Here is a 5238-nt window from a genome sequence, read left to right on the forward strand (position 1 = left end):
TATGAGGGGATAGGCAGAGTGTTGTCACAGAGCTTCATCATGCTCGTAGTATCGGCTGTGATCTTGGCTCTTCTCGGACGATGGATGGCAGCCCCCCTCTTCGGGCTGATACTATCCTCCGAGAGGCTCTCCGCCGTGGCTATGGAGTACATGGATATAAGGGTGTGGGGCTATCTGTTTGCGTTCGTATCGGTGGTATTCAGAGCCTTTTATCTCGGCGTCGCACGCACAAAGGTATTGACCTACAATGCCTTTGTGATGGCTGCGATTAATATATTCTTGGACTACGCTCTGATCTTCGGACACTTCGGCATGCCTGCCATGGGAGTAAAGGGGGCAGCCCTGGCTTCGGTCATTGCCGAGGGGGCATCACTGCTCTTTTACCTCCTCTACACGAAATACAAGGTGGACAAACCACACTATGGGATGACACCAAAGGCCATGAAGGTCATTGACTTGACGCTGATGCGTACCACGTTTCACCTTTCGGTATATCTCATGCTCCAGGCTCTGATCAGTCTTTCGGTGTGGACAGTCTTCTTCATCCTCATAGAGAAGTTGGGCGAGCGTGCGATGGCCATTGCCTCGATCGTCAGGAGCTTTTATATACTGATACATGTCTCGACAAGTGCTTACGGCACATCGGTAAGTACGGCCGTAAGTTCCCTCATCGGTGCAGGTCAAAGCGAACGCATACACAAGAGTCTGCGCACAGTGGCTCTCGTATCACTCGCGACGACAGTGTCGATATGTACGATCATCATGCTGCTACCTGAGCAGTTCTTACGCATCTTCACAGACGACTCCCAACTCATAGCGGAGACGATCCCATCCCTCTGGGTAATCTGCATAGCGATGACCATAAGTTCGGTCGGCAACATTTACTTCTATGCTGTCTCTGCCACAGGAGCTACTGCCAAGGCCCTCTCCATAGAGATGTTCACAATCGTTGGTTACCTCATCTACTCGATCATGGTGACACTCTGGCTGGAGGCTCCCGTGCACCTCTGCTACACGGTGGAGATATTTTACTACGCCCTTGTGGGATGGTTGAGTTACAGATTTATATCCACGGAGCAATGGAAAGACACGAAGTGGTCAAAACTGACGAAATCCGTGTAGAAAGGCGGTATCCTTTATTTTTTATATCTTTGTCGTAATGAGTCTGCCCCTTAGGGCTTATTATTTTTACATTAGGAATGAATATTATGAAACAGAAAACTTTTACAAGACTGCTGTTGGCAACAGCCTTGGTAATGGTCTTTGCAGCATGTAGCAGCCTCAAGCAACTTGATGCAAGATATGTCAAGGTAGAGCCTCAGCCACTTATGGTCAAAGGTGGGAAAGTTCCTGCTACAATCACTCTTGATATCCCTGCAAAGTGGTTCCACAAGAAGGCTGAAGTGCGTGTGACTCCTGTCCTACGTTACGCAGCTGGCGAAGCACAAGGTACAACTTACACTTTCCAAGGCGAAAAGGTCAGAGGAAATGGTATCACTATCGCTTACAAGCAAGGTGGCAAGCAGACGATCACAAGCGAATTTGACTACATCCCTGCGATGCAACAGTCCGACCTGTACCTCACTTTCGAGGCTCGTATAGGTAAGAGAACTGTCAAACTCCCTGCTGTCAAGGTAGGTGAAGGTGTCATCGCTACCGAACAGATAGCAAGCCACAAGTATGCTACTGCTTCGATCGCTCCTGATATGTTCCAACGTATCATCAAGGAAAAGCACGATGCTGACATCAAGTTCCTCATCCAACAGGCAGGTCTCCGTTCAGGCGAACTCAATAAGGCTGCTATCAAGGAGTGGAAGGCTCGTGTCAAGGACGCAGATAAGGCAGCTAACCAAAACGTAGACATCGAAGTACAGGCTTACGCTTCTCCTGACGGTGGTTTTGATCTCAATGACAGACTTGCTGCTCAGCGTGAAAAGAACACTTCTTCTTACGTCAAGAAGACCCTCAAGCAAAACAAGGTGTCTGCTCCTGTAAATGCTCTCTATACCGCTCAGGACTGGGAAGGCTTCAAGACTCTTGTTGAGCAAAGCAACATCCAGGACAAGGATCTTGTACTCCGTGTACTCTCTATGTATCCTGATCCTGAAGTGAGAGAAAGAGAAATCAAAAATATCTCTTCTGTCTTCAGACAACTTGCAGACGATATCCTCCCACAACTCCGTCGTTCAAGACTTATCGCAAATGTTGAGATCATCGGTAAGAGCGACGAAGAGCTCGCTCGCATGGGACGTCAGACTCCTGACCAACTCAATATCGAAGAACTCCTCTACTCTGCTACATTGTTTGATGACGAAGCAACAAAGAAGGAAATCTATACTTCGGCTACCCGCATCTATCCTAACGACTCACGTGCATACAACAACCTCGGTGCTCTTGCTTACCGTGCAGGTGATATGAAGGAAGCTTTCGATCACTTCCACAAAGCTGCGGTGATCGCAGGTAAGGAAGGTAAGCCTAATGGTTCGACATACATGAACATGGCTCTCCTCTCTGTCGGTGAAGGTAAGCTCTCTGAAGCTGAACAACTTCTTGGTAAGGCAGGTGATGTCGCTGAACTATCTTCGGCTATGGGTCTCCTCTATGTGCGCCAAGGTAAGTATGCTGAAGCTGCAAGACTTCTTGCAAACGAGGCTTCTAACAATGCTGTCGTAGCTCACATCCTCAACGCAGACTACAACAAGGCTCTTGACCTCCTCGGCAAGATCAAGACTCCTGATGCAACTACTCACTACCTCAAGGCTATCATCGGTGCACGCACTGCACAGACTGATCTTGTACGTGAGGGTATTGCAACAGCTGTCAAGATGGATCCAAGTCTTGCGAAGACCATCGCTCAAGACCGTGAGTTTGCTAAGTATGTCGGTCAAGACTTTTTCAGCTCTCTCATGAGATAAGATTTATCTTTCAGAGTAAAATAAGTGAGACGTGTCATGCTCGATGAGTGTGACACGTCTCTTCGTTTGTAGTCCTGTTATTCATATAATTATTCTTATATTTGGATTGCGGTCAGCGAGAGGATCTCGACCGTCTTTACTAACCTCCTTCATTGTGTGAGAGATGCACCATCCAGAGAACGATGAACAATACAAAGGCTTGAAAGTAAATGCCGGTGTTGCCGATGCTCCTATCGTCAATCCTTATATGCAACGACGGAAGCGACCTGTCTACTCCGCCGATGACTACGTGACTGCGATACTCAAAGGTGATGTCACCATGCTTTCTCGTGCTGTTACTCTTATAGAGAGCTCGCGGCCTGAGCATCATGCCATGGCACAAGAGGTGATAGAGAAGTGTCTTCCCTATACGGGTAACTCCGTCCGTGTCGGCATCACTGGTGTCCCCGGTGCAGGTAAGAGTACGTCGATAGATGCTTTCGGTATGCATGTCATCAACCAAGGGCGTAAACTTGCCGTCCTTGCGATAGACCCCAGCAGTGAGCGATCGAAGGGTTCTATCCTCGGAGACAAGACTCGTATGGAGGCTCTTTCAAGAGAAAAGAATGCGTTCATACGACCTTCGCCTGCGGCAGGCTCATTGGGTGGGGTCGCTCGTAAGACAAGAGAGACGATAGTGCTGTGTGAAGCTGCCGGATTTGATACAATATTCGTTGAAACCGTAGGGGTAGGGCAGTCAGAGACTGCGGTGCACTCCATGGTGGACTTTTTCCTCCTTATCCAACTCGCCGGTACGGGTGATGAGCTCCAAGGCATCAAGCGCGGTATCATGGAGATGGCCGATGGTATAGTGATCAACAAGGCCGATGGGGACAATATCGATAAGGCCAAACTCGCGGCTTCTCATTTCCGGAATGCTCTCCATCTCTTTCCCCCATCAGAGAGTGGCTGGTTTCCCAAGGTGCTGACCTATTCCGGCTACTATTCTCTCAATATCGACAAAGTCTGGGAAATGATTGATGAATATCTCGCATACGTCAAGGGTAATGGTTATTTCCATCACAAGAGACAACAGCAAGCCAAATACTGGATGTATGAGAGCATCAACGAAGCTCTTACCAATTCTTTTTACAACAATCCCAAAATCAGTAACCTCTTGCCTCAGATCGAAGATGACATCCTCAACGACAAGATCAGTTCGTTTATGGCAAGTACCAAGCTATTGGGCATTTATTTTGGAGAGAAAGGAGGTGAGAAGTGAATCCTAAGTCTGTCTACACCATCCTTGCGCTCATAGCTCTGTGTTCGATGCTGAACCTACCCGAATCCGCTCTTAAGATCATGGGTGGGCTTCTCTGTATCGGTGCGGTGTACTATATTGTCGAGAGACTGCGTAAACGCCGTCGCTTGTCTGTCATGATCATGGGAATGTGCCTTGTTGTGATCGTCTTCAATCCTATCTATATGATCTATCCGTCGGACAATGTCTTGTTTTGGATGTTGTCACGGATCATCGCTACAGCTCTTTTCTGGATGGCTGCACGCAAGGCCCCCCTTTCTGACGAATAAAAGTCCTCAGAAGACCCTTCGTTTTCTATTACGAAGTGCGACATCGTTGTTTGACTCGACCCGACTTGAAATTTCAAGTCGGGTCGATTGTTTTATTTCAGAGGGTTTTCTCATTATTGGAATGTGATTATTTTTTTATTGTGATTATTTTTTTATTTTTGTATTTTGATATTAAGAATGTGAAATAAAATATGTGCCATAAAATATGATGCTCTTGGGGAGAGCTCTCGTTTTTGTCAACCACAGTAATAAATAATCTTTATAAAATTTTAGTCATGCAGAGACATTGCATTTATTTTGTGATGCTGGCACTTCTTATGTCAGTATTCGGTTTTGCATCTTGTAATGAAATAGACATTATTTCCCCTCCCGGTCCGAGAGGGTTCAGTGCTTATGAGGTGTGGGTCGAGGCCGTTAAAAACGGAAAGATTGAATGGGCAGAAGATACAGACCTGGCCAACTACTTCAAGTATCTCAAGGGTGAAAAAGGAGATGCCGGTGCAGATGCTTATACGACTTGGAAAGAGTGGATTAAAACCGTTTCCGTCGATGACCCTCACAACCCGGGTAGAAAGTGGAGTCCCGAGAGGACTTCCCAAAAAGATTTCTTCCATTTCCTTACGGGAGCTAAAGGAGAGGATGGGCTTACTCCGTTTGTCAATGAAAAAGGAAACTGGCAGATAGGAGATAAGGACACCGGTATCCAAGCTCGTGGTCGTGATGGAGAGAAAGGTGACAAGGGGGAGAAAGGCGA

Annotated in this window: 4 protein-coding genes and 1 pseudogene; all 5 read left to right on the plus strand. The window is 47.2% G+C overall.

Annotated elements, in window-relative coordinates; genetic code table 11:
- Nucleotides 1-1122 (plus strand): MATE family efflux transporter (locus Q4A14_RS08600; protein ID WP_303171444.1); only part of this gene is annotated, 1122 nt, incomplete at its 5' end.
- An 86-nt stretch (nt 1123-1208) separates the two neighbouring features.
- Entirely contained in the window at nt 1209-2915 is a 1707-nt protein-coding gene (locus Q4A14_RS08605) for a tetratricopeptide repeat protein (RefSeq protein ID WP_303171445.1), read from the plus strand.
- A gap of 163 nt (nt 2916-3078) precedes the next feature.
- The gene (gene meaB, locus Q4A14_RS08610) at nt 3079-4176 is read left to right on the plus strand and encodes a methylmalonyl Co-A mutase-associated GTPase MeaB (RefSeq protein WP_303171446.1); all 1098 of its coding nucleotides are present in this window, start codon (nt 3079-3081) and stop codon (nt 4174-4176) included.
- Nucleotides 4173-4484: a hypothetical protein gene (locus Q4A14_RS08615; protein ID WP_303171447.1), complete on the plus strand. Its 312-nt coding sequence runs from the start codon at nt 4173-4175 to the stop codon at nt 4482-4484. The genes meaB and Q4A14_RS08615 overlap by 4 nt, the downstream gene beginning before the upstream one ends.
- A gap of 317 nt (nt 4485-4801) precedes the next feature.
- Nucleotides 4802-5238 (plus strand): annotated as a pseudogene (locus Q4A14_RS08620) (collagen-like protein); the annotation flags it as partial.

This window comes from Porphyromonas sp., assembly GCF_030529325.1.
Classification (GTDB): Bacteria; Bacteroidota; Bacteroidia; order Bacteroidales; family Porphyromonadaceae; genus Porphyromonas_A.